The following is a 22,712-nucleotide window of genomic DNA, read 5'->3' as shown; positions in this document are numbered from 1 at the left end:
TTTCACCCACGAATGGCAGCCGCCGGACCTGCGCGGCGCGTTACGTTGATAGACCACAAGGAGCCCAAGGCATGACGTCGTCTCTCTCATCTTCCAAGTTCCGCTTGCGAGCCCTGATCGCCGGCGGCGTGTGCGTGTTCGCGCTCGCCGCGGGAGGCCCGGCGCATGCCGAGCAGCAGGCCGTGATGGCGGTCGCGTCGACTTTCACGACGCTCGATCCGTACGACGCGAACGACACGCTGTCGATAGCGGTCGCGAAGTCGTTCTACCAGGGCCTCTTCGGCTTCGACAAGGACATGAAGCTCGTCGACGTGCTCGCGACGAGCTACGAGTCGAGTCCCGACGCGCGCGTCTATACGTTCAAGCTGCGCCAGGGCGTCAAGTTCCAGGACGGCACGGACTTCAACGCGGCGGCGGTGAAGGCGAACTTCGACCGCATCACCGATCCGGCGAACAAGCTGAAGCGCTACAACTTGTTCAACCGCATCGAGAAGACCGAGGTGGTCGATCCTTACACGGTGCGCGTGACGCTGAAGACGCCGTTCTCCGCATTCATCAACGTGCTCGCGCATCCGTCGGCGGTGATGATCTCGCCGACTGCGCTCAAGAAGTGGGGCAAGGACATCGCGTTCCATCCGGTCGGCACGGGCCCGTTCGAGCTGGTCGAATGGAAGCAGACCGACGATCTGAAGGTGAAGAAATTCGACGGCTACTGGAAGAAGGGCTACCCGAAGATCGACGCGATCGACTGGAAGCCGGTGGTCGACAACAACACGCGCGCCGCGCTGATGCAGACGGGCGAAGCCGACTTCGCGTTCCAGATTCCGTTTGAGCAGGCGGGCGTGCTGAAGGCGAGCCCGAAGGTCGATCTGATTTCGGTGCCGTCGATCATTCAGCGCTACGTGAGCCTGAATACGATGCAAAAGCCGTTCGACAATCCGAAGGTGCGTGAAGCGCTGAACTACGCGATCAACAAGGACGCACTTGCGAAGGTCGCGTTCTCCGGTTTCGCAACGCCTTCTGACGGCGTCGTGCCGCAAGGTGTCGACTATTCGGTGAAGCTCGGCCCGTGGCCGTACGATCCGGCGAAGGCGCGCGCGCTCCTGAAGGAAGCGGGCTATCCCAACGGCTTCGAGACGACGCTCTGGTCGGCGTACGACAACACGACCTCGCAAAAGGCGATCCAGTTCATCCAGCAGCAGCTCGCGCAAGTCGGCGTCAAGGCGCAGGTGCAGGCGCTCGAAGCGGGGCAGCGCGTCGCGAAGGTCGAGAGCGCGCCGGACCCGGCGAGCGCGCCGGTGCGGATGTACTACATCGGCTGGTCGTCGTCGACGGGTGAAGCCGATTGGGCGATTTCGCCGCTGCTCGCGTCCGCGTCGTTTCCGCCGAGGCTCGAGAACACCGCGTACTACAAGAACGCGGACGTCGACCAGGCTTTGTCGAAGGCGCTCGAAACGACCGACCGCACGCAGAAGGCCGCGCTCTACGGCGACGCGCAAAAGCGCATCTGGGCCGACGCGCCGTGGCTCTTCCTCGTGCAGGAAAAGATCGTCTACGCGCGCAGCAAGCGCCTGTCCGGCGCGTACGTCATGCCGGACGGATCGTTCAACTTCGACGAAATCGCCATCAAGTAAGGGTGGCCCAGTGGTGCCGCCGGGCAGCGTCGTTCGATGGCGCTTGCCGGGCGGTTTGGTTGCGCGCACAACGAGCGCGCACGCTGACCGCGTCTCGATCCGGACTCGTTCGTATGCTGAATTTTCTCGTCAAGCGTCTTTTCGGCCTCTTGCCGACGCTCTTGATCGTCGCCGTGCTGGTGTTCCTGTTCGTGCACGTGCTGCCGGGCGACCCCGCACGTCTTGCGGCGGGCCCCGAGGCCGACGACGCCACGATCGCGCTCGTGCGCGCCGACCTCGGGCTCGACAAGCCGCTGCCCACGCAGTTCGCGAACTTCTTCGTCCGCATTGCGCACGGCGACTTCGGCGTATCGACGCGCAGCAAGCGCCCGGTCGCGACCGAGATCGGCGAGCGCTTCATGCCGACGATGATGCTCACGCTCGTGAGCATGGTGTGGGCGACGGTGTTCGGGATGGCGATCGGCATCGTCTCGGCCGTGTGGCGCAATCGCTGGCCGGACCGGATCGGCATGACGCTGGCGGTTTCCGGCATCTCGTTTCCTGCGTTCGCGCTCGGCATGCTGCTGATGGAAATCTTTTCGGTGAAGCTCGGCTGGCTGCCGATCGTCGGCGACGGCACGTGGAAGAGCTACGTGCTGCCGTCGATCACGCTCGGCGCGGCGGTGGCCGCCGTGATGGCGCGCTTCACGCGCGCGTCGTTCGTCGAGGTGATGAACGAAGACTTCGTGCGGACCGCGCGCGCGAAGGGCGTGCGCGAATCGATCGTCGTCGTGAAGCATTGCCTGCGCAACGCGCTGATTCCCGTCGTCACGATGATGGGCCTGCAGTTCGGCTTCCTGCTCGGCGGCTCGATCGTCGTCGAGGCCGTGTTCAACTGGCCGGGACTTGGGCGGCTGCTCGTCGATGCCGTTTCGATGCGCGACTATCCCGTGATTCAGGCCGAAGTGCTGCTGTTCTCGCTCGAATTCATCGTCATCAATCTGGTCGTCGACGTGCTGTACGCCGTCATCAATCCGACCATCCGCTTCAAGTGAGGTCTCGATGAATACAACAGCCAATCAAGACGGCGCGGTGAAATCCCTCTCCACGGCCGCCGCCGCGCCCGAAGCACGCGCGATCCGCACGCCGTGGAGCGAGTTCTGGCGCAAGTTCAAGAAGCAGCCGGTGGCGCTTGCCGCCGGCGTGTTCGTGCTGCTGCTCGTGATCTGCGCAATCGTCGCGCCGCATCTCGTGCCGTACGATCCCGAGAACTACTTCGACTACGACGCGCTCAACGCGGGCCCGTCCGCTGCGCATTGGTTCGGCGTCGATTCGCTGGGCCGCGATATCTTCAGCCGCATTCTCGCGGGCACGCGCATTTCGCTCGCGGCGGGATTCTTCTCGGTGGCGATCGGCGCGGTGATCGGCACGTTCTTCGGGCTGCTCGCCGGTTACTACGAAGGCTGGTGGGATCGCATCACGATGCGCGTCGCCGACGTGCTGTTCGCGTTCCCCGGCATCCTGCTTGCGATCGGCGTCGTCGCGATTCTCGGCAACGGGATGGTCAACGTGATCTGTGCGGTGGCGGTGTTCAGCGTCCCGGCGTTCGCGCGGCTCGTGCGCGGCAACACGCTGATGCTCAAGCACCTCACGTACGTCGAAGCGGCGCGCAGCATCGGCGCGTCCGACTGGACGATCATCGTGCGGCACATCCTGCCGGGGACGATCTCGTCGGTGGTCGTGTACTTCACGATGCGTATCGGCACCTCGATCATCACGGCGGCGAGCCTGTCGTTCCTCGGCCTCGGCGCGCAGCCGCCGATGCCCGAGTGGGGCGCGATGCTCAACGAAGCGCGCGCCGACATGGTGACGGCGCCGCATATCGCACTCTTTCCGAGCCTCGCGATTTTCCTGACGGTGCTCGCGTTCAACCTGTTCGGCGACGGCCTGCGCGATGCGCTCGATCCGAAGCTGGACCGGTCATGAGCGGGCGCACGATGACCGAGGGGGTGTCGCAAACCGCGCGCGCGCCTGCGCCTCACGTGGGCGCGCTGCCTGCCGGGCCGCGCGGCACGATCGCCGATGTGGCGGGTGTCGTCGTCGGGCATTGCACGCTCGACGACGGGCCGGTTCAAACAGGCGTGACCGTGGTGCGCCCGCATGACGGCAATCTCTATCGCGACAAGGTTGCGGCGGCGGCGACGGTCATCAACGGCTTCGGCAAGAGCATCGGTCTCGTGCAGGTCGAGGAGCTGGGCGTGCTCGAGACACCGATCGCGTTGACGAACACGTTCGGCGTCGGCGCCGTCGCGCACGCGCAAATTCGCGCGGCGATTGCGGCGAATCCGCTGATCGGCCGCGAATGGCCGACGGTCAATCCGCTCGTGTTCGAATGCAACGACGGTTACTTGAACGACATTCAAGCGCTTGCCGTGCGAGAGCGGCACTACGACGCCGCGCTCGCGGCGGCGGGCGATACGTTCGCGCGCGGTGCGGTTGGTGCGGGCCGCGGGATGTCTTGCTTCGATCTGAAAGGCGGAATCGGTTCGGCTTCGCGCGTGGTATCGGTCGCGAGCGCCGCGTATACCGTCGGCGCGCTCGTGCTCGCCAACTTCGGACGCCTGCCGATGCTGTCGATCGGCGGCATGCCGCTTGGCCGCGCGCTCGCCGAACGGGCGGCCTTGGAGCCGCGCGCACGCGAAGACGCCGCAAAACCCGAGCAAGGCTCGATCATCATGCTGATCGCAACCGACGCAGCGCTCGACGCGCGCCAATTGAAACGCCTGTCGATGCGTGCAGCTGCGGGTCTTGCGCGCACCGGCTCGACGTATGGCCAGGGCAGCGGCGATATCGCGCTGGCGTTCTCGACGGCGTACACGGTGCCGCACGAAGCGGACTTCGTCGCCTTGCCGCCATGTGTGGCCGATGCCCGGCTCGACCCGCTCTTTCAGGCGGCAGCCGACAGCGTCGAACAAGCGATCGTCGACGCGCTCTGGCAGGCGACGACAGTCGCGGGCCGCGACGGTCATCGACGCTTGTCGCTCGCCGACGCGGCGCCCGATCTCACGCGAATCCTCGCTCAAACGACACGATGAAAGTTCTGATTTCCACCGATATTGAAGGCGTCGCGGGTGTCTTCCACGCTGAACAAACGCGCCCCGGCAACGGCGAATACGAACGCGCCCGGCGCTGGATGACCGAAGAGGCGAACGCGGCGATAGAAGGCGCGTTCGCGGGCGGCGCGACCGAAGTGTGGGTCAACGATTCGCACGGCGGCTTTCGCAATCTGCTGCCCGATCTGCTCGACGAGCGCGTGCACGCGGTGCTCGGCAAGCCGCGCACGCTCGGGATGATGGCGGGACTCGAGTCCGGGGCCGAGCTGGTGTTCATGATCGGTTATCACGCGAAGGCGCAAAGCCGCGGAATTCTTGCGCATACGATCAACAGCTTCGCGTTTGCGCGCGTGCTGATGAACGGAGCGGAAGCGGGCGAGGCGGGATTGTATGGGGCGCTGGCGGCGGAATACGGCGCACGGGTGGCGCTGCTGTCGGGCGACGACGTGTTCGTCGAGGAGACGCGGGAAGCGTTTCCTGAAGCGGATTTCGTTACGGTGAAGACGGCGTCCGGTCATGCCAGCGGCACGACGCAGACGCCGGCCGCTGCGTGTGCTGCGATTCGCGCGGCGGCGCGAGAGGCGGTGGCGCGGCGAATTGGCGGTGGCGCCGGCCGGTCAGAGCGATTGAACGTGACGCGCAGCGCCGCGCAGGGCCGCCCTATCGAATGCGAACTCCGCGTTCAGACGACCGCGCTCGCCGACCTGTTCTGCCAATGGCCGACTCTCGCACGCGTCGACGGCGTGACGCTGCGCTTCGAGACACCCTCCGTCGAACACGCGGTGCGGACGCTGAACTGCCTGTCGGCGATGTCGTTTATGTTGCGGTAGTGGGCGGGGCTGCCATAAAACCATCGCGAAACGCGGCCAGCGTCTTATCGGAGCCATCCGCAAAATCGTCGAGCAACTGCGCGGCGGCGCGCGCCAGCATGTCGCGCCTTAGCGTTTCGTACGTGCCTTCGTCTGCGAGAAGTGCCGTGACGGCGGTGAGGGTTGCGGGAAGCGCGGTCTGCCTTGCTTGACGTCCGAGCAACGCTGTCGAGGCCAAATCGACGTCGAAGTCATGTGCATCGAGCAGGTCGGCCCCGATTTCCCAGATGCGTTCCTCGTTCCCAGCCTTGTGGCAGTTGCGAAGAATCAGTAGCAGGTCCGCTGCGTCCGTGTTCTTACTGGTGCGGCGGTCATGCCACGCGAGGAGCTTCAGCAAGGCGAGCGCTGGCAGCGCGGCGACCGGTACCGAATAATTCTCGCCGATGTTGATATTGATCGACGTGTCGACTGCTTCGCGGAATCCGAGCACGTTCATCACAAAGTCGCCTTTCGGCGGCCATGCGATGTAACCGTCAGGCGCTTCGAGTGGGCCAAACGGAACCAGGTCGAGCGGCACGGGTTTGCCGATGCTGGCGTCGTCGAAGATCAGCGACTGCTGCGACCTGCCATCTGCCTTGAAGCGTCCGGTTGCCTCGAGTGCTGCGATGAGATCACCGTGGGCTTCCCAATTGACCGCACACACCGCAACGTCGACGTCTCGCGTGGCTCGCTCCGCGCGAATGCCATGGACGTGCCATAGGACGATATCGCGCGCGGTGGCACCCGCTGCGACGAACTCGCTTTTCAAGCTGCGTACGGCCTCGCTGACGTGTCTCAACAGCGCGATGGTGACCGGGTGGACTGGGCGATCCTCGCCGACTTTAAGGCTGGAGTTGGGCAAGATGCTTGTCATAGATTTGCTCTGCAGCGGAGGCATTGCGACTGTCGCCCGAGGCGAGCAGGTCGGCGTATATCAGAAGCGGATGAACCAGCGGCGGATCGTGAGCCTCCCAGGCCGTCGCGGACTGAGCCGGCCAGAAGGCATCGAGGATCTCGACGTCGCCATGTTCATCCGGCCGCAGACGTGCTTTGAGCATGAAACGACTCGTTATCGCGCCTTGAGCGTAGAGCGTGACGTTTGCCGCTTTCAGCTCGTGCGTCAAGATGTCGGCGGCTGCTTCGCCTCCGAGCCGGGCGCCGAATTCGGCGAAGTCGAACGAGCGCCACCAATCGCGCGACGCGCTGGAGTAGCGCCGTGTGCCCAATTTGGCGCGCAGGCGGGAAGGATAGAGATTGACCCACTCTTGTACGAGCCGCACCCAGTCGGGCAGTATCCGCTCGCCATTGCGCTTCGTCGCGACTAGCCCGCGTGTGATCAAGTCGTCGACGACTTGATTGACGGTATTCAATGCCACTCCGGAAGCGTCGGCGATCGCGCGGTACGACTGTGCAACGAGTGCGGGCCGGGTCGCGAGGATGAACGTCACCTGCATGCCCTTGGGAGTGGTAGCGCGCGCGCTTGGCGTGGCGAGCGTGACCCGCGATTTCGGGCGGCCGGTAATCATGATCATGCACTCGGGTTCGTTGACGAAGACGTTGCCGGCTGCATCAAGAAACGGCGCGTTTTGTTCGATGAGCTTTTCGGCGAGTTTCGGCCCGATGTAAGGGGCGACGAGCATGAGCGGCCGACGGCGTTCATCTCCTTCGCCGACGCCATGATGGAGTCGCGCGAGGAGTGAGTAAGAAGCAGGGACGCGCGAGCGCACAAGCACCTGCATGTCGAGTAACTTCCCGCCAACTTCGAACCGGATTGCGCCGCTGCGCGGGCCTGGCTGCCCGGTGCGCGCGCGAACGGGCTTCGCCTTGTAGTAGCGAGTGGCACGCTGGAACGCGTCGCATGCTTCGTCGAGAAGCTGCATTTCCGAGAACGAGAGTTCGGACGAGGGCGGCATCTAGAGGCTCATGTACGATTTCATGAGAGTGTACGATAAAAGCGTACGCGCATCAAAAAACGTACAAAATTAATATAAGCTTTTGATAAATATAAAAAATATCCATGTGACACCCGGCGACATAATTTGTAGCCGCTCAGAAATTGCTTTCCAGGCCCCCGTGGCCAAGAATTCGCCCTGCCGCCGAACGCATCGCAGCACAACGCCAGCGACGAACGGCGGCTCGCCCCACGGAGAACCTCATGAACGCAATCCACAAGATGCTGGCCATTCAAGCGCTGTGCCTCGCCTCGACCTGCGCCTTCGCGCAAACCGCGCCGCAGCCCGGCATGGGCAACATGAGCCCCCAGCGGATGGAGCGCATGGCCCAGCAACTGCAGACCCGCTTCGCGAACGCGAACACCACCCGCGACGGCAAGCTCACGCGCGAACAAGCCGCCGCCGGCATGCCGATGGTCGCCAAGCACTTCGACGAGATCGATACGCAAAAGCTCGGCTACGTGACGCTGGCGCAGATCGCAGCATTCGTCCAGCAACGCGGGGTAGCGAACTGAAACGCGCAAACATCGGAGGGATCGTAGGCGTGTCGCGCGCCGCGAGTCGCCGCGTGCGGGACATTGCGCGCAGCGTGACTGCCGGCTGCCTTGATCCGGACATCGACCTGGCCTCAGCAAAAAATCGCAATGAAACCTGTCACGTCACGTCGGCTGTGGCTCGCTTGTGCGCTGTGCACTGCGCTCGCCGGCTGCGTGACGGTCGGCCCCGACTTCAAGCAGCCGGACGTCACGCTCGAAGAACAATGGTTCGAGAGCCTGCCTCCAGCGGCGCAAGCGTCGCCCGCCGCCGAGGCTGCGTGGTGGAAAGCCTTCAACGATCCGGTCCTGAGCGCGCTCGAACAGCGCGCTTATGAGCGCAACCTCTCGATTCAAGTCGCTGGGCTCAACGTTCTCAAGGCGCGCGCGCAATTGTCGATCAGCGACGAAAACCTGCTGCCGCAGCAAGGCGGCGTGTCGGTGGGCGCGAACCATATCAACAGCAGCGGCGTCGGCCCCATTCCGCCCGCCCACTTGTGGACCGAGCACGCCAAGGCCACCGCGAGCTGGGAAATCGACTTCTGGGGCAAATACCGCCGCCAGATCGAGTCGGACAAGGCCGCGCTGCGCAGTTCCGAAGCCGCTTACGACAACGCCCTCGTTTCGTTGTTCGGCAACGTGGCCAATGCGTATATCGACCTGCGCGCGCTCGAGCAGCGCATTGCCATCGCGCAACGCAACCTGCAGTCGCAGCAGAAAAGCCTCGATTTGACGAAGGCGCGCTTCAAGCGCGGCTCGGCGAGTCAGCTCGATGTCGAGCAGGCGGCGACGCTCGTGGCCGAAACGGAAGCGCAAATCCCACCGCTCATCAAAGGCCGCGCGCAGGATCGCGACACGCTCGCCTTGCTGCTCTCCGATACGCCCGAGGCGCAGCTCTTGGGCTCGAGCGGCATTCCCGTCGCGCCGGCGCAGATCGACGCCGGCATTCCGGCGGATCTGCTGCGCCGCCGTCCCGATGTCCGCGAGGCCGCGCTCAATGCGGCGTCGCAATCGGCGCTGATCGGCGTCGACAAGGCGAAGCTGTATCCGTCGCTGTCGCTGACGGGGCTCTTGGGGGCGGCGTCGGGCGAGCAGCAAGGGCTCGGCTTGACGTCGTGGGGGACCAAGACGATCGGGTTCTTCTCTGCGGGCGTCTCGATGCCGATTTTCGATCGCGGACAATTGAAGAACGCCGTGCGCATTCAGGACGCCGTGTTCCAGGAAGCGGTGCTCGACTACCAGAACACCGTGCTGCAGGCGCAAAAGGACGTGGAGGACGCGATCGCCAACCTGCGCACGACGCTCGACGCGCTCGACGCCACCGCGCGCGCGGCCGACGCGTCGCAGCGCGCGCTGCGTCTTGCGAACGCGCAGTACCGCGCGGGCAAGGTCACGTATGACACGGTGCTCGATTCGTCCCGCTCGCTGCTGCACGACGACGATTCGCTTGCGCAGAACCAGGGGCTCGCCGCGCTCGCGGTCGTGCAGCTCTATATCGCGCTTGGCGGCGGATGGGAAGTCGCGAAGGACCAGCCGCTCGTGAGCGAGCGCATTGCAAAGGAAATGGCGCAACGCACCGACTGGGGGCGGCTCATCGATCCGCCCAAGGGTTCGCCGCTTGCGCGCACCAGTGGAGGCCCGCTTGAAACCGGTAAATAAATGCGTCGCGGCGCGGTCGCGGGCGGCGTCTGCTGTCTTGTTGCTTGCGCTGTCGTCGCTGACGGCGTGCAGCGACCGCGGCACGGCAAGCGCGGCGGCGGCGCCTGAGGCGGCCCCGCCCAAAGTCACCGTCATGCACCCGATTACGCGCGAAGTGCATCCGCAGATCGATCTGGCGGGTACCGTCGCGCCGTCCGCAACCGTCACGCTCGTGGCGCGCGTGCAGGGCGAGCTGAAGGAAATCGGCTTTACCGACGGCTCCTACGTGAAGCAAGGCCAGTTGCTGTTTCGGATCGAGCCCGACACGTACCGCGCGCAACTCGCGTATGACCAGTCCGTGCTCGACAACGCCCAGCAGAACCTCACGCGCGAGACACAGCTGAGCTCCGACCAGGCGACGTCCGAATCGTCGCTGCAAACCGCACAGGCGACGCGCGATCAAGCGCGCGCAAAACGCGACATGTCGCGCATCAATCTCCGCTATACGGAGATCCGCGCGCCGTTTGCCGGGCGCATCGGCGCGCGCGCGTTCGATGTCGGCAACGTGGTCGGCACGTCCGACACGGCCAAGCTCGCGACGCTCGACCGGATTGCGCCTGTCTACGTGAACTTCACGTTGAACGAGCGCGACGCGAACCGGATCGGCCTCTTCACGAACCCGCCGCGCACGGTGCGCGTGAACGTATTGGGCGCCCCGGCGGCGCAGGGCGACGACGCGGCGCTCGAATTCGTCGATACGCGCATCGATTCGGGAAGCGGCACGCTCGCGCTGCGCGCCGATGTGGCGAATCGAGACTCGCATTTGATTCCCGGCATGTCCGTCGAGATCCACATTCCGGCGGGCCCGCCCCAAACCGTGCTGCTCGTGCCCGACGCCGCGCTGCAGCGCGATCAGGCCGGCGCTTCGGTGTTCGTCGTGAATGCGGCAGGGGCAATCGAGAAACGCGCGATCGTCACCGGCGGGCTCTATGAGTCGCTGCGCGCCGTGACCTCCGGCCTCGAGCCTCGCGACCGGGTCGTGACGAGCGGCGCGCTGGCCGTGGCTCCAGGGGTCAAGGTGCAAGCGGTGAACGCGGCGAACGAAGAGGGGCAGTCATGATTCGCTTCTTCGTCGAACGCCCGGTGCTGGCGAACGTCATCGCGGTGATCGTGATGCTGCTCGGCGCGGTCGCGCTCGTCAACCTGCCGATTTCGCAGTACCCGCCGATCACGCCGCCGACCGTGCAAGTCGTCGCCCGCTATCCGGGCGCGAGCGCGGCGACGCTGATCGATCGCGTCGCGCTGCCGATCGAAACGCAGGTGAACGGCGTCGAGAACGCGCTCTACATGCAATCGACGAGCACCAACGACGGCACCTATACGCTCACGATCACGTTCGCCGTCGGCACCGATGTCGACAAGGCGCAAGTGCTCGTGCAGAACCGCGTCTCGGCCGCGACGGCGCAGTTGCCGCAAGCCGTGCAGCAGCAAGGCGTGACGGTGAAGAAGCGCTCGACGGCGATCCTCCAGCTCTACACGCTGCAATCGAGCGACCCGAAATACGATTCGCTGTTCCTCAGCAACTACGCGGTGATCAATCTCAAGGACGCGCTCGCGCGCATTCCCGGCGTGGGCGATGTGACGGTGTTCGGCACCGGGCAATACAGCATGCGTGTCTGGCTCGATCCGCAGCGCCTCGCCGAGCGCAACCTGACCGCCGCCGACGTGATGCAGGCGATCCAGAGCCAGAACCAGGACGTGAGCGCGGGCCAGCTCGGCTCGGAGCCCGGCTCGGGCGGGCAGGCGTTTCAACTGACGCTGACGATGCGAGGCGGCCTCACCGGCCCGCACGAGTTCGACGACATCATCGTCAAGGCGGACCCGTCCGGCGGCGGCCGCTTCATCCGGATTCGCGACGTGGGCCATACGGAACTCGGTTCGTCGAGCTACAGCCAGTTCTTCAACATCGACGGCAAGTCGGCCGCCGGCATCGCGATCTACCAATTGCCCGAAGCGAACGCGCTGGAAGTCGGCAACGCGGTCAAGGACACGATGGCGCGGCTTGCCGCGTCGATGCCCAAGGGCATCGCCTATCAACTGCCTTTCGATACGACGCGCTTCGTCCGGCAATCGGTGAACGACGTCTACAAGACGCTTTTCGAAGCCGCCGCGCTCGTGCTCGTCGTGATCCTGCTGTTCCTGCAGAACTGGCGCGCGATGCTGGTGCCCGCCACGACGATCCCCGTGACGATCCTCGGCACGTTCGGCGCGATCTACGTGATGGGCTTTTCGATCAACCTGCTGACGCTCTTTGCGATCGTGCTCGCGATCGGCATCGTGGTCGACGATGCGATCGTCGTCGTGGAAGGCATCACGCAGCACATCGAGCGCGGCAAGTCGCCGAAGCAGGCGGCCATCGACGCGATGCACGAACTGCTCGGGCCGATTGTCGGCATCACGCTGGTGCTCGTGTCGGTGTTCCTGCCGTCGGCGTTTCTCGGCGGCGTGACCGGGCAGATGTACCGGCAGTTCGCGCTCGTGGTCGTGACGACCACGATCATCAGCGCGATCAACGCGGTCACGCTCAAGCCGGTGCAGAGCGCGAAGTGGCTCAGGCACAAGCCGCCCGGCAGGCCCAATGTGGTCTATCGCGGGTTCGAAGCGGGCTATGGGCGGATGGAGCGGTTCTATGTGGGCGTGGTGTCGTGGCTCGTGCATCGCAGCGTGCTCGCGCTGGCGGTGGCGCTCGCGCTCGCGGCCGGTTCGGCGTATTTGCTCACGCGCGTGCCGACGAGCTTCATTCCGCTCGAAGACCAGGGCTACATGCTGATCGCCGCGCAACTGCCGGATGCGGCGTCGCTGAACCGCTCGCGCGCGGTGAGCCACGAAATCGAGCAGCGCATCGGGCAGATTCCCGGCGTCGATCACGTGGTGTCGATCGGCGGCATTTCCGCGCTCGACAACAACGCGTCGCTGCCGAATGCCGTGCTCGTGTACGTGACGCTGAAAGACTGGAGCGTGCGCGGCAAAGGCGAAGACTTGCGTTCCCTGTACGCGCGCATGAACAACGAGCTCGCGCAACTGACCGACGTGAATTCGATCGTGATCGTGCCGCCGCCTATTCAAGGTCTCGGCAACAGCGGCGGCGTGCAGATGCAGGTGTTCCTCACCGACGGCTCGCAGAACTATCAGCGGCTGCAGGATGCGACCGGCGCGCTGATCGCGAGCGTCGAAAAGCACCCCGAATTGCAGCGCGTGTTCACGCCGTTTCGCGCGTCGGTGCCGACCGTCGAGCTGACGCTCGACCGGGCCAAGGCCGAGTCGCTGCAGGTGCAGGTCGGCGACGTGTTCGGTCTGCTGCAGGACTATGTGGGGTCGAGCTACGTGAACCAGTTCACGGCGTTCAATCACACGTTTCCGGTCTTCGTGCAGGCCGACGGCGAATTCCGCCGCGAAACCGGCGACGTTCGCCGCCTGAAAATCCGCAACAACAGCGGCAGCATGGTCGAGCTCGGCACCTTCATCGACGCGCACCCGAGCATCGGCCCCGCGGTCGCGACGCTCTACAACCTCACGCCGTCGGCCGCGATCAACGGCAATCCGGCTGCGGGTTACAGCACCGGCCAAGCGATTGCGGTCTTCGAGCAGGAGGCGAAGCGCGTGCTGCCGCCCGGCGTCGGCTACGACTGGACCGCGATGTCGTACCAGGAGAAACTCGTCGGCAACTCGGCGTACTGGGTGTTCGCGATCGGCGTGCTGCTCGTGTTCTGCGTGCTCGCCGCGCAATACGAAAGCTGGCTGCTGCCGCTCGCCGTCGTGCTGGCGGTGCCGCTCGCGCTGCTCGGCACGGCGACCACGCTCGCCGCGCTCGGCGTCGCGAACAACTTGTACACGCAGATCGGCCTCGTGCTGCTGATCGCGCTGTCCGCGAAGAACGCGATCCTGATCGTCGAATTCGCGCGGCAGCGGCGCGGGGAGGGGGCGGGCATCGTCGATGCCGCGATCGAAGCGGCGCGCCTGCGCCTGCGGCCGATCATGATGACGTCGTTTGCGTTCATACTCGGCGTCGTGCCGCTCGTGGTCGCCACCGGCGCGAGCGCGAGCGCGCGCCGCTCGTTGGGGATCGCGGTGTTCTCCGGTATGCTGGCCTCCACCTGCATCGCCGTGCTGTTCATCCCGTCGTTCTATGTGTTGCTGCAGCGGCTCGCCGAGCGTTGGGACGCACGTCACCCGGCGCACGATTGAGCGTTGAAGGAGCCCGAGATGAACGACCCCCACGCTCACATTCGTTCGCTGCCCCCCGAGGGGGCGTATGCCTCCTTTGGGGCGGCCCGGCAGGAGGCATAAATGGACCGTCCCGCGAAGATCATCGTGCTCGACGACGAAGCCGAGCTGCGCAACATGCTGCAGCGCTTTCTGGCCCAGCACGGATTCGAAGTGCGCGTCGTCGAGGACAGCCGGCGCCTCGATCGCTATTTGCAGCGCGAGCCGTACGATCTGCTGGTGCTCGATCTGATGATCGGCGAAGAGAACGGCCTCGAAATCTGCAGCCGTTTGCGCGCCCAAGGGCTGACGCTGCCGATCCTGATGCTGACGGCCAAGGGCGATCCGCTCGACAAAGTGGTCGGCCTCGAGACCGGCGCCGACGATTACCTCGCGAAGCCGTTTCTGCCACGCGAACTGGTCGCGCGGATTCGCGCGCTGCTGCGGCGCCAGAAGATCGCGTCGGGAGACCCGACCGTGACGACGCAAACCGTGCGCTTCGGCGATTTCAGCCTCGATGTCGGCAAGCAAGAACTGAGGCGCGCGGGCGAGCCGGTCGAAATGCACTCCGCGCAGATGCAGCTGCTCGTCGCGCTGGCATCGTCTCCGAATCGTCCCGTGAGCCGCGACAACCTGATGGCGCGCGCCCGCGGACGCGAACACGAGGCCCTCGACCGCAGCATCGACGTGCAGGTGCTGCGCCTGCGGCAGATGGTCGAAGGCGACCCGTCGAAGCCGCGCTTCATCAAGACCGTTTGGGGCGTGGGCTATATGCTGATCGCCGACGTCGAATCATGAGCCGCTTCGTGCTGCCGAAATCGGTGCTCGCGCGCAATATCGCGCTTCTGATCGTGCTCGTGATGCTGAGCCAGGTGTGCTCGCTCGCGGTGCTGCTGCATTACGTGCAAAGGCCGCGCGTCGAGCGTGCGGCGACGGTGTTCGCGAACTACGTCGCGATCCTCGATGCGCTGCTCGAGGCCGTTCCGGACAACGCTCGCGATGCGGTGATCGCGCGCTACCACGGCCGCAAGAGCGTACCCGAGGAAGCGGCATCCGCGCCGACGCCGAATCTCTTCAAGCTCTATCGCACGTATCAGCGCGACGTGTTCCTCGACAGCCTGCGCCGGCATCTGCCCGGCGACATGCCCGTGCGCTGGCAAAGCGAAGGCGGGGAGCGGCTGTGGATACGGATGCATGCGCAGCACTCGCCGGTTTGGATTGCGCTGCCGATTCCCGAGGATGCGCAGGGCGCGGGCCTCGAAGCGGCGATCCTGTTGTCGCTCGGTCTCGGCGCGCTGGCCGCGTTCACGGGCTATCTGCTCCAGCGCCACCTCAACCGGCCGCTGCAAGACCTCGCGCGCACGGCGCGTCACGTGAGCGCGGGCGACACCCCCGCACCGCTGCCGACGGACGGACCCACGGAAATCGCCGAAGTCAGCACCGCGTTCAATCAGATGACGGCGGCGCTGCAGCAAGCCGAGGCGACGCGCGCCGTGATGCTGGCGGGCATCTCGCACGACATCCGCACGCCGCTGACCAAGCTGCGGCTCGCGATGGCCATGGCGCCCACGGATCACGGCGACGACAGCTTCACCGTCGCCGCGGAATCGTATCTCGACCAGATCGACACGATCGTCCAGCAGTTCATGGACTTTGCGGGCAGCAGCGAGCGCGAAGCGCCGCAACTCGGGGATTTGAATGCTCTGGTGAACCGGCTCGCGGGCGACTTTGCAGGGTTGGGCCACGAGTTCGAGCTGACGTTGAGCGACGTACCCCCATTTCCGTATCGTCCGATCAGCATGATGCGCTTGCTGATGAATCTGATGCAGAACGCGGTCGTGTACGGGCGCGTCGGCCTTTCGGTACGCACATGGTTCGATGCGGGGAAGGCTTATGTCGCGGTAGGCGATCGCGGCGAAGGGCTGACGGCGCAGGAACTCGAAGCGCTGAAAGCGCCTTTCCAGCGCGGCCGCAATGCGCGCACGCACAGCGGCGGGACGGGTCTCGGCCTCGCGATCGTCGAGCGGATCGCGAAGCTGCACGGCGGCGCGCTGCAGTTTCACGCACGCGATGGAGGCGGGCTGGAAGTGTGGGCCGTGCTGCCCGTCGACCCCGCGGCAGGCGCCGCTTCGCGCCGGTGACATCGCGCGAAATAATTCTTGAATAGTGTTGCGCGGGCCGCTCGGCCATACTTCGTCCCGCGTGCAGGAGCCTTGTTAAAACGACATCAGATCAGGCGTATCACGCATCGGTGAGATCTGCGATGACTGACTAGAACGCAGCGGTTTGCATAGTCATCGGCTGATACGTATGAGCTAACGGCGGCACGCCACTGTTGATGACAAGGCTGAACATTGTGCTTACTTCATTCGGAATCGTAGGAAAAAAAGCGGCGCGCTGCGCCACCGTCGCGCTGACGTTCGGCGCGCTGCTGCTTGGCGGATGTGCGTCGGGCATCAGCAACAAGGCGCAATTCAGCGGAGAGCCGCAGGTGCATCCCGACAACGTCTACGTCTACACCTTCGCGGCCACCCCAGATCAAGTGAAGCTCGATACGGGCGGCATCGCGCAGAAGCTGAAGTCGCAGATGAGCGGCGCGTCGGCTGAAACGGAGCAGGCCGAGGCGGCCTCGGAAGTGCGCGAGGCATTGGCGAACGAAATCGTGCAGAAGCTGCAAGCGATGGGGCTGCGTGCGATCCGCTCCGATGTGCCGCCGCCTGCCGGCCAAAACGTTTTGATCGTGCAGGGCAGCTTTGCGAAAGTGGATGAGGGGAATCGCCGGCGCCGCGTCGTGATCGGGCTTGGCGCTGGAAAGAGCGAGGTCGGGGCGTCGGTCCAGGTGCTGTACAAGCCGGTGGGCGGCGCGCCGATCGTCGTGCAGAGCTTCGATGCCAACGCGGATAGCGGCAAGATGCCGGGCATCGCGGAAACGGCCGGCGTTGGCGCCGCCGCAGGACACGTGGCGACTTCGGCTGCGGTGGGCGGCGGCTTGCACGGCATCGGCGAAGTGAAGCACGCCACCCTGACGGCAGTTTCCAAGAAGCTCGCGGATAAGATCGCCAAGCAGGTCGGCGACATCGGGGTGAGCCAGGGCTGGATGGCGGCGGATCGGGTCAAGTAGGCGGCCGGCGCATCGGCCGGGAATTAAGCGGGAATGAGGTTTAGCGTCTATACAAGAGGAGTGCGTTCACAAAGGAAGTGCCGAAACACAGAGTGAACCAAGAGCGCGGCATCGTTCTTGCGCACTCACGCGCTGCAGACCGGTATCCGGCGTTTCGCGCCGGATTCGGGATGCAGCGTGCAAGGGTGGACGTCAAGCGGCCTTTACACGGGGCAAGAGGAATCGAGATGTCTCATGAACTCTACGTCCAGGCGCTGAGCGCGATGTTCCTGTTCTGGAACGGAGCGCGTGTTCTGACTTACTTGCCTACCATCGGCAAACTGCTCGCCAGGGAAACCGATGTGCGCAGCTACAGCCTCTTGAGCTGGGGCAGTTGGGTGCTCAGCAACGGCACGTTCGCGCTCATGCTGCTCGAAATGAGCCGGGGGGTGCCGACTCAGATGTTCTGGATGAACGTCGCGAACACGCTGATGTGCCTCGTGGTGTCCTTCATCATTGTTCACCGGCGTTTCCTGAAGTTGCGCGCCTGCGTGAATGCGCCGGGGGAACCTCAGGTGAAGCGCGGACGCATCGTGCTTTGGGGGGCGACGACCGGCATCTTGGCCATTGGGCTCGCGAGCGCTGTCGCGTTCGGTGTGCGGGCCGGCCAAGATCAGGGCAACCCGGTCACGACGCAGGCGAGCACGCGCGAAGCGCTCGAAACCGAAGGCTCAGTTGCTTCAACGCGATCGACGCCGTCGGCCGCGTCTTCCGTGCTCGCGTCGGCGCCCTCGACGAACACAACTGCAGCCGCCGGCGCTCATTTCGCTTCGAATGCAGCCGTCGCGCAGTCCGATCGCGGCTCAGCGACACTCGCAAATTCCGCGGCGCCGAAGGTGGCGGCTGTGCAGCCCGTGCAAGCCAAGAGAAACGTCGAGCAGAATCGCCGGCATGCTGCTGCACGTGGCGTCAGAACCGACGACACCCTGTTCACGCGCATGAGTTTGCTTTTTCGTCACGTGATCTATCGGAGACACGGCACGAAAAACCGGTCCGATGACTACGCCCATCGTTAGGGCCTGTCATTTGCCTGAACAGGCCCTTCTAAGCAGCTTCGCTCGCAGTGTGGCTTTTATTGCCGGGCAGTGACGCGCCGCCAAGTGCTCAATGGAAGCCTGGGGGCATCACGGGGCCGTCCGGCATGTCGGGACCCGGGCCCGGCGGCAGGTCGATCGCGCCTGAATCGACGATCGAGCGCTGGACCATCGCCTTCGCTTCGGCGCTGCTGCTGTCGATCGCGAGCGCCTTGCCCGCGCTGTGCCACGCGCAGCGCCATTGATGCTGCGCGGCGCAGCCGCGCGCGGCCTCCAGCGCGCCGTCGCGTGCCTGTTCGCGCGACAGCAAGTCCTGACGCAGCATGAACGCTTCGCTGTTGTTGGGATCCGCCGCAAGGGCACGGTCCAGTGCCCCCTGTGCGCTTTTCAGATCGTTCTTCTGCAAGCTCGACCATGCGGCGGCAAGTTCATGCGGTACAGCCTCCCTGCGCTGCCACTCGCGCGGGGATGGAACGGGCGGCGTGGACGGGGTTCGCGCGCGCGTGTTTGCATACATCGACGGCGTAGGGGCAGGCGCCGGCATGGCAGCGGGCTTGCGTTGCGGCGCCGGCGGTCGTGGTACCGGAGCGGCAATCGCCGGTGCAGGTGGCGGATGGAGCACCGAGGTCGTTTGTGCCGGTGCGGTCGCCGCTGGCGCAGGGGCTGTTGGTGCCGGTGCGGGTGCCGGTGCCGGTGCGGTTGGGGCTGGCGCCGCGGCAGTCGGAGTCGGCGCGGTAGTGGCGGGTGCCGCGGCAGTTGGAGTCGGAGCCGGTGCGGTAGCGGCGGGTGCCGCGGCAGTCGGAGTCGGAGCCGGTGCGGTAGCGGCTGGTGCGGGGGCAGCCGGCGCCGGAGCCGGTTGTGAAGCACGCGGTGTCACAGCCGGTTGCGGCGAAGGTGCCGGAGAGGTCATCGCCAACGCTTGGGGCGCGGGTGCCCGATGGGCAGGCGGATTTTGCGCGACAGAGGGCGTTACCGGAGCGTGTTCCCCGGACCCGGGTGTGACGGCACCGACTACCGTGTGCATCAATACGTCGCGCGTGTGCTGTTCGGTTTTATCGCTCTGCTGGCTCAGGAGCACGGAACCGCCGAATAGCACCACGAACGCAAGCAGCGTGAATCCCGTGCCGGTTTTCAGGCCCCATTGACGCGCATTGCCATACGTCGCCGCGCTCGAACCGCCACCGCCACCGCCGTGCGCGGCCGCGCCGGCCGGCATGAAGAGCGGGACCGGACGCGGCGGGCGGATTGCATCGCCGAGCGGCCCTTCTGTGCTCGCGTTCTTTGCCGGCGACTTCGCATTGGGAAATGCCAGCATCGCATTCGCGCCGCAATGCGGGCAGAACGATACGGGTCTCGATACGCGACCGCCGCAGTTGCGGCACGTCGCAGAAAAAGTCGAATTGGAGGCGGTTTGGCTACTCATCGCTGATCCTGTGGGCGATCTTGCTGGCCGCGGCGACGTGTAGATTTTGCAATCGCCCGGCCTCTCAGGTCCGTGACCGAAGTAAGCGATTGGTACGCTTTATTGAACCGTGCGTGACGACAATAGAACCGAACCAGTGACCAATATGTGTCCGTTTACTCGGAGCGTCAAGGAACGTAGCAATTTGAAACGTAGCACTTTCACGCCAGAAAAATCCGCCATAAATGTAAGATTTCGTTATTTACTTCGGATGCCATAGTAACGGTTCTTGAGAGGTGACTTTGTCTTTCGGCTCGAAGTGATTGATGCGTTGCTGGTTTTTGTGGTCGATCGGAAAGTGATCGATTCGTGTATGACCCCTGCCGGTATCCGGCAAGCACGCCTCGGCGGTATGACGCGCCCTGACCGAAATACCCCTCCTCTTTATACGGTTTCATCGATTGATATATACTCCCCTACCCTATAGGAGGGCTTTCGATGAGCCACACCATTCGCGAGAAACAAAAGCTGCTCAACCGCGTTCGCCGTATCAAGGGCCAGGTGGAGGCCATCGAGCGGGCGCTCGAGGAAGAGCGCGGCTGCCATGATGTCCTGCAACTGCTCACGAGTTGCCGTGGAGCGATGAACGGTCTCCTGGCCGTGGTGCTGGAGGACCACATCCGCACGCATCTGGTCGACGCCGACGAAGGCGGCGGCGAGCACGAAGGCAGCGCGACGGAGCAGCTGATCGAAGTCGTCCACAGCTATTTCAAATAGAGGCAGAGATGGGCGATTTCAAAAACGCGGCATTTGGCGCCGGGCACGACCACATTTTTCTGGGGGCGGCTCACGAAGCGAACGAGCGCAGGACATGGGCCGTGATTGCGCTGTGCAGCGCGATGATGGTGGCCGAAATCGTCGGCGGCAGTATGTTCGGCTCGCTCGCGCTGGTTGCCGATGGCCTGCACATGTCGACGCACGCGGGCGCGATGCTGATTGCGGCGCTGGCCTACACGTACGCGCGCAAGCACGCGAGCGATTCGCGCTTCGTCTTCGGCACGGGCAAGCTCGGCGATCTCGCGGGATTCACCAGCGCCATCGTGCTCGCGATGATTGCGCTCTTGATCGGCTATGAGGCGGTTTCACGATTTCTCTCGCCGGTGCCGATCGACTTCGGCCAGGCGATACCGATCGCGGTGCTGGGCCTCTTGGTCAATATCGCGAGCGCGTGGCTGCTGAGCGGGGGCCATCATGGACATAGCCACGGTCACCGTCACGGTCATGAACAGGATGAGCACGAGCATCATGGTCATGAGCACGGCCATCACGGCCATCACGAGCACCACGCTCGCCGACACCGCCACGACGACGACGTCCACGCAGCCGCAACCCGCGACCACAACATCCGCTCGGCGTATCTCCACGTGATCGCGGACGCGGCGGTCTCGGTGCTGGCCATCGCCGGTCTCGTGCTGGCGCGCGCTTTCGGCTGGGTCTGGATGGACCCGCTTGCGGGTGTCATCGGCGCGCTGGTGATCGCCAATTGGTCGTACGGGCTGCTGCGCGACACCGGCGGGATTCTGCTCGACATCAGCCCCGATCGCCGCATGGCCGACGACGTTCGCCACCTGGTCGAGGACAACGGCGACCAGGTGCTCGACCTTCACGTGTGGCGCGTGGGGCCGGGTCACATGAGTGCGGTGGTGTCGGTCGCGACCAGCGAGGCACAGCGCAATCCGAGCTTCTATCACGCGGCCCTCAAGCGTTTCGAAGGGCTATCGCATGTGACGGTCGAAGTGAACCTTGCGCGTGCTGCAGCTTGACAGGCTGCCCGACCGGCTCAGCCCCACATCGATTCGATCAAGGCTGCCGCGACGCAAAAGACAACGACAACCAGCGGCGGCACCTTCCAGCGCGTCAGCAAGCAGAACCCGATCGCTGCGACGACGAAATCGATCTTGGTCACGACCGCGCTCGTCCATACCGGCGAGTACAGCGCGGCACCGAGCAAGCCCACCACGGCGGCGTTTGTCCCATTGAGGATCGCGGTCAACGCCTGACTGGCGCGGAGCCGCCGCCAAAAGGGAAGCGTGCCGAGCACGAGCAGCAAGCCTGGCAGGAAGATGCCGGCCGTCGCGAGCAATGCGCCGGTCCAATGGTGGGGCGCCGCGAGCATCCGCCAGCCGAGGAATGCGGCGAACGTGAACAGGGGGCCGGGAGCCGCCTGTGCCGCGCCGTATCCGGAGAGAAAATCGCCCGGCGCGACCCAGCCGGTCGCCACGGTCTGTTGTTGAAGAAGCGGCAACACGACGTGCCCGCCGCCGAACACGAGCGCGCCGGACCGATAGAACGCATCGAATACCGCGAGCGTGTGGCTTGGGTCAATCGCCGCTATGGCCGGCAGTCCAAGCAAGAGCGCAAAGAAAGCCGCCAAGGCGAGCAAGGCGAACGTGTGCGAAACAGGAAACTCCTCTGCGCCGACGGGGCGTGCACGCGCGGCGGCAGACGGCTTGGTTCGGCAGAAGACGAGTCCAAGCACCGCGCCAAGGACGATGACGATGAACTGCCCGTAGGCGTTGGTCGACCCACTCGCGGCCGCGAGCGCAAGAAGTGCAATGGCTGCACGCGTGAGATCCGGGCAAAGACGGCGGGCCATGTCCCAGACAGCCTGCGCGACGACCGCGACGGCCACGAGCTTCAGGCCGTGGATCAAGCCGGCTCCGAGCGTGCCGTGCAAATCCGGCGCGACGGCGGCAAAGGCCAGCAGCAACGCGACCGAAGGCAGTGTGAAGCCGCACCATGCCGCAAGACCGCCTAGCCATCCGGCACGCAACAGTCCGATGGAGAACCCCACCTGACTGCTCGCCGGGCCGGGAAGCAGCTGGCAAAGCGCGACCAGATCCGTGAACGATTCTTCATCGAGCCAGCCGAGCTGCTCGACGAATTGCCGCCGGAAATAGCCGAGATGAGCGATCGGCCCCCCGAAGCTCGTCAGGCCGAGCTTGAGAAAGACGAACAGTACGGCAAGCGCCGAGCGTGGTTGTTTGTGCGGATACGGTATCAGCTCGGTTTCCATGACGACGCGCGGGAGGGCTCCGAAGCGGGCGGGTGTGGGTCATATTACTTTGTTCGGGGGGGCTGATTGCCGCAACGTGT

General features: G+C 64.9%; 20 protein-coding genes. 16 read left to right on the top strand and 4 right to left on the bottom strand.

What is annotated here, in order from left to right; all coding sequences use genetic code 11:
* The first annotated feature begins 71 nt into the window (after positions 1-71).
* From gsiB to J3489_RS07835, 5 genes are all read left to right on the top strand, one after another.
* Positions 72-1,634 carry a glutathione ABC transporter substrate-binding protein GsiB gene (gene gsiB / locus J3489_RS07855; protein ID WP_206997137.1) on the top strand — a complete coding sequence of 521 codons (1,563 nt, stop codon included), beginning with the start codon at positions 72-74 and terminating at the stop codon, positions 1,632-1,634.
* A 113-nt stretch (positions 1,635-1,747) separates the two neighbouring features.
* Entirely contained in the window at positions 1,748-2,668 is a 921-nt protein-coding gene (gene gsiC / locus J3489_RS07850; RefSeq protein ID WP_206997136.1) for a glutathione ABC transporter permease GsiC, read from the top strand.
* Between the two features lie 7 nt (positions 2,669-2,675).
* Positions 2,676-3,599, top strand: a complete 924-nt coding sequence (gsiD, locus tag J3489_RS07845) for a glutathione ABC transporter permease GsiD (protein WP_206997135.1) — start codon at positions 2,676-2,678, stop codon at positions 3,597-3,599.
* The gene (locus J3489_RS07840) at positions 3,596-4,708 is read left to right on the top strand and encodes a DmpA family aminopeptidase (protein WP_242539865.1); all 1,113 of its coding nucleotides are present in this window, start codon (positions 3,596-3,598) and stop codon (positions 4,706-4,708) included. The genes gsiD and J3489_RS07840 overlap by 4 nt, the downstream gene beginning before the upstream one ends.
* Positions 4,705-5,556, top strand: a complete 852-nt coding sequence (locus J3489_RS07835; RefSeq protein ID WP_206997134.1) for a M55 family metallopeptidase — start codon at positions 4,705-4,707, stop codon at positions 5,554-5,556. The genes J3489_RS07840 and J3489_RS07835 overlap by 4 nt, the downstream gene beginning before the upstream one ends.
* Here J3489_RS07835 and J3489_RS07830 read toward each other — a convergent pair.
* Entirely contained in the window at positions 5,543-6,448 is a 906-nt protein-coding gene (locus J3489_RS07830) for a nucleotidyl transferase AbiEii/AbiGii toxin family protein (protein WP_206997263.1), read from the bottom strand. The two genes, J3489_RS07835 and J3489_RS07830, sit on opposite strands and share 14 nt — an antisense overlap.
* A complete protein-coding gene (locus J3489_RS07825; RefSeq protein ID WP_206997133.1) occupies positions 6,417-7,487 on the bottom strand; it encodes a type IV toxin-antitoxin system AbiEi family antitoxin in 1,071 nt (356 codons plus the stop codon). The genes J3489_RS07830 and J3489_RS07825 overlap by 32 nt, the downstream gene beginning before the upstream one ends.
* Positions 7,488-7,738: 251 nt before the next feature.
* Here J3489_RS07825 and J3489_RS07820 point away from each other — a divergent pair, with 251 nt between their 5' ends.
* The 8 genes from J3489_RS07820 (at position 7,739) to J3489_RS07785 (ending at position 18,136) form a co-directional block, all read left to right on the top strand.
* Positions 7,739-8,041 (top strand): EF-hand domain-containing protein, encoded by a 303-nt coding sequence (locus tag J3489_RS07820; RefSeq protein ID WP_206997262.1) that lies wholly within the window; start codon positions 7,739-7,741, stop codon positions 8,039-8,041.
* A 129-nt stretch (positions 8,042-8,170) separates the two neighbouring features.
* Positions 8,171-9,718 (top strand): efflux transporter outer membrane subunit, encoded by a 1,548-nt coding sequence (locus J3489_RS07815; RefSeq protein WP_206997132.1) that lies wholly within the window; start codon positions 8,171-8,173, stop codon positions 9,716-9,718.
* A complete protein-coding gene (locus J3489_RS07810) occupies positions 9,702-10,817 on the top strand; it encodes an efflux RND transporter periplasmic adaptor subunit (protein ID WP_206997131.1) in 1,116 nt (371 codons plus the stop codon). Before J3489_RS07815 ends, J3489_RS07810 begins: the two co-directional genes overlap by 17 nt.
* A complete protein-coding gene (locus J3489_RS07805; RefSeq protein WP_206997130.1) occupies positions 10,814-13,942 on the top strand; it encodes an efflux RND transporter permease subunit in 3,129 nt (1,042 codons plus the stop codon). The genes J3489_RS07810 and J3489_RS07805 overlap by 4 nt, the downstream gene beginning before the upstream one ends.
* Before the next feature lie 102 nt (positions 13,943-14,044).
* Positions 14,045-14,758, top strand: coding sequence for a response regulator (locus tag J3489_RS07800; RefSeq protein WP_206997129.1), 714 nt, complete (start codon positions 14,045-14,047; stop codon positions 14,756-14,758).
* Positions 14,755-16,101: an ATP-binding protein gene (locus tag J3489_RS07795; protein WP_206997128.1), complete on the top strand. Its 1,347-nt coding sequence runs from the start codon at positions 14,755-14,757 to the stop codon at positions 16,099-16,101. Before J3489_RS07800 ends, J3489_RS07795 begins: the two co-directional genes overlap by 4 nt.
* Positions 16,102-16,316: 215 nt before the next feature.
* The gene (locus tag J3489_RS07790) at positions 16,317-17,081 is read left to right on the top strand and encodes a DUF4410 domain-containing protein (protein WP_206997261.1); all 765 of its coding nucleotides are present in this window, start codon (positions 16,317-16,319) and stop codon (positions 17,079-17,081) included.
* A 227-nt stretch (positions 17,082-17,308) separates the two neighbouring features.
* Positions 17,309-18,136 (top strand): hypothetical protein, encoded by an 828-nt coding sequence (locus J3489_RS07785; protein WP_206997127.1) that lies wholly within the window; start codon positions 17,309-17,311, stop codon positions 18,134-18,136.
* 88 nt (positions 18,137-18,224) lie between these two features.
* On the opposite strand, the gene J3489_RS07780 is transcribed toward J3489_RS07785, so the two are convergent.
* Positions 18,225-18,560: a hypothetical protein gene (locus J3489_RS07780; protein WP_206997126.1), complete on the bottom strand. Its 336-nt coding sequence runs from the start codon at positions 18,558-18,560 to the stop codon at positions 18,225-18,227.
* Between the two features lie 862 nt (positions 18,561-19,422).
* On the opposite strand from J3489_RS07780, the gene J3489_RS07775 reads away from it, so the two are divergent.
* The 3 genes from J3489_RS07775 to dmeF all read left to right on the top strand — a co-directional run bounded on the left by J3489_RS07775 (position 19,423) and on the right by dmeF (position 21,379).
* Positions 19,423-19,620, top strand: coding sequence for a hypothetical protein (locus tag J3489_RS07775; protein ID WP_206997125.1), 198 nt, complete (start codon positions 19,423-19,425; stop codon positions 19,618-19,620).
* 434 nt (positions 19,621-20,054) lie between these two features.
* On the top strand, positions 20,055-20,333 hold the full coding sequence (locus J3489_RS07770) for a metal/formaldehyde-sensitive transcriptional repressor (protein ID WP_206997124.1): 279 nt from the start codon (positions 20,055-20,057) through the stop codon (positions 20,331-20,333).
* Between the two features lie 8 nt (positions 20,334-20,341).
* Complete coding sequence (dmeF, locus tag J3489_RS07765; protein ID WP_206997123.1) at positions 20,342-21,379, top strand: CDF family Co(II)/Ni(II) efflux transporter DmeF; 1,038 nt, start codon at positions 20,342-20,344, stop codon at positions 21,377-21,379.
* 17 nt (positions 21,380-21,396) lie between these two features.
* Here the strand turns inward: dmeF and chrA are convergent, their stop codons facing one another.
* Positions 21,397-22,632: a chromate efflux transporter gene (chrA, locus tag J3489_RS07760; protein WP_206997122.1), complete on the bottom strand. Its 1,236-nt coding sequence runs from the start codon at positions 22,630-22,632 to the stop codon at positions 21,397-21,399.
* Positions 22,633-22,712: the final 80 nt, after the last annotated feature.

It is taken from the genome of Trinickia mobilis (genome assembly GCF_017315705.1).
Lineage (GTDB): Bacteria > Pseudomonadota > Gammaproteobacteria > Burkholderiales > Burkholderiaceae > Trinickia_A > Trinickia_A mobilis.
This window is presented reverse-complemented; position numbering and strand designations above follow the sequence as displayed.

Coding starts and splice junctions, on each gene's coding strand:
- gsiB (WP_206997137.1), top strand. CDS start 72: ATGACGTCGTCTCTCTCATCTTCCAAGTTCCGCTTGCGAGCCCTGATC.
- gsiC (WP_206997136.1), top strand. CDS start 1,748: ATGCTGAATTTTCTCGTCAAGCGTCTTTTCGGCCTCTTGCCGACGCTC.
- gsiD (WP_206997135.1), top strand. CDS start 2,676: ATGAATACAACAGCCAATCAAGACGGCGCGGTGAAATCCCTCTCCACG.
- J3489_RS07840 (WP_242539865.1), top strand. CDS start 3,596: ATGAGCGGGCGCACGATGACCGAGGGGGTGTCGCAAACCGCGCGCGCG.
- J3489_RS07835 (WP_206997134.1), top strand. CDS start 4,705: ATGAAAGTTCTGATTTCCACCGATATTGAAGGCGTCGCGGGTGTCTTC.
- J3489_RS07830 (WP_206997263.1), bottom strand. CDS start 6,448: ATGACAAGCATCTTGCCCAACTCCAGCCTTAAAGTCGGCGAGGATCGC.
- J3489_RS07825 (WP_206997133.1), bottom strand. CDS start 7,487: ATGCCGCCCTCGTCCGAACTCTCGTTCTCGGAAATGCAGCTTCTCGAC.
- J3489_RS07815 (WP_206997132.1), top strand. CDS start 8,171: ATGAAACCTGTCACGTCACGTCGGCTGTGGCTCGCTTGTGCGCTGTGC.
- J3489_RS07805 (WP_206997130.1), top strand. CDS start 10,814: ATGATTCGCTTCTTCGTCGAACGCCCGGTGCTGGCGAACGTCATCGCG.
- J3489_RS07800 (WP_206997129.1), top strand. CDS start 14,045: ATGGACCGTCCCGCGAAGATCATCGTGCTCGACGACGAAGCCGAGCTG.
- J3489_RS07795 (WP_206997128.1), top strand. CDS start 14,755: ATGAGCCGCTTCGTGCTGCCGAAATCGGTGCTCGCGCGCAATATCGCG.
- J3489_RS07785 (WP_206997127.1), top strand. CDS start 17,309: ATGTCTCATGAACTCTACGTCCAGGCGCTGAGCGCGATGTTCCTGTTC.
- J3489_RS07770 (WP_206997124.1), top strand. CDS start 20,055: ATGAGCCACACCATTCGCGAGAAACAAAAGCTGCTCAACCGCGTTCGC.
- dmeF (WP_206997123.1), top strand. CDS start 20,342: ATGGGCGATTTCAAAAACGCGGCATTTGGCGCCGGGCACGACCACATT.
- chrA (WP_206997122.1), bottom strand. CDS start 22,632: ATGGAAACCGAGCTGATACCGTATCCGCACAAACAACCACGCTCGGCG.